Below are 926 nucleotides of genomic sequence, written 5' to 3'. Positions count from 1 at the left end.
AACATTATGTAAGAATAAATATGGTGGAGGATGACGGGCTCGAACCGCCGACCCTCTGCTTGTAAGGCAGATGCTCTCCCAGCTGAGCTAATCCTCCATATTGTGTCGTTTCGAATGTCTCTCGATCTGACAAATAGTATTATATAACGATAAGATATTGTTTGTAAAGACTTTTTTAAAATAATTTTTGAATTTATTTTAAAGCTGTTTTTTCACATCTTTTCGTTAAGGCACCTAAAGAAGTTTACCACTTGTCTCTTCATTTTAAAAGTCTTTTTTTCATTTTTTTATGTTTTTTTGTTAAAAAGGGCATTAATAGCGCTTTTTCAATGTAAAAACAGCTCTTTTAAAGCTGAAAAATGTTTGTTTTATTCCTTAAATCCTCAGATAACTTGTATATAGAAACGAATTTTTTTATTATTTTATTTTTCCGAGAAACCATTTTGTATATTTGCTTTATATTAAATTGATCATGGTCATTTTCCAAAATTCCTCTCAATGTTCCCTTTCCTCATCAAACATTTTGGTGCTTAACTCAAATCTTCCTCCTCTCTCATAGCAAACCAAGATGCCCTTTGCTCTCTTATGTAGGTTTCAATGATCTAGCAGCAAGCGCAGTTCGCTACATATGGTTGCCAGAGGAGAAGATCTTTTTAGACATGTTTACTCTTTTGATGTTGACTCTTAGCAAGATGAGCGAGCGACGAGATTGGATGATAAGAATTTTATAGAATGTCTAGAATTCCAGTGAAGGGGATGAAATGAATGAGTTATTGAGAATGTAGTGAAAGACCACTATTTTCAATATAAATAGATATATCATTTATTAAAACACAAAAAAGACCAGTTCCGACTGGAACTGATCCTTTGAAAAGCTTGGCGGCGTCCTACTCTCACAGGGGGAAACCCCCAACTACCATCGGCGC

At 34.7% G+C, this 926-nt stretch carries 1 tRNA gene; it reads right to left on the bottom strand.

The features are described from left to right. Positions 1-21: 21 nt before the first annotated feature. Positions 22-97 (bottom strand) — tRNA-Val (locus ACTJKA_RS19865). Between the last annotated feature and the right edge of the window lie 829 nt (positions 98-926).

The sequence above is a fragment of the Bacillus sp. 22190 genome, from assembly GCF_052045575.1.
GTDB lineage: Bacteria > Bacillota > Bacilli > Bacillales > Bacillaceae > Bacillus > Bacillus altitudinis.
The sequence above is the reverse complement of the archived record's forward strand: the minus strand, read 5'-3'. Positions and strand labels throughout refer to the sequence as shown.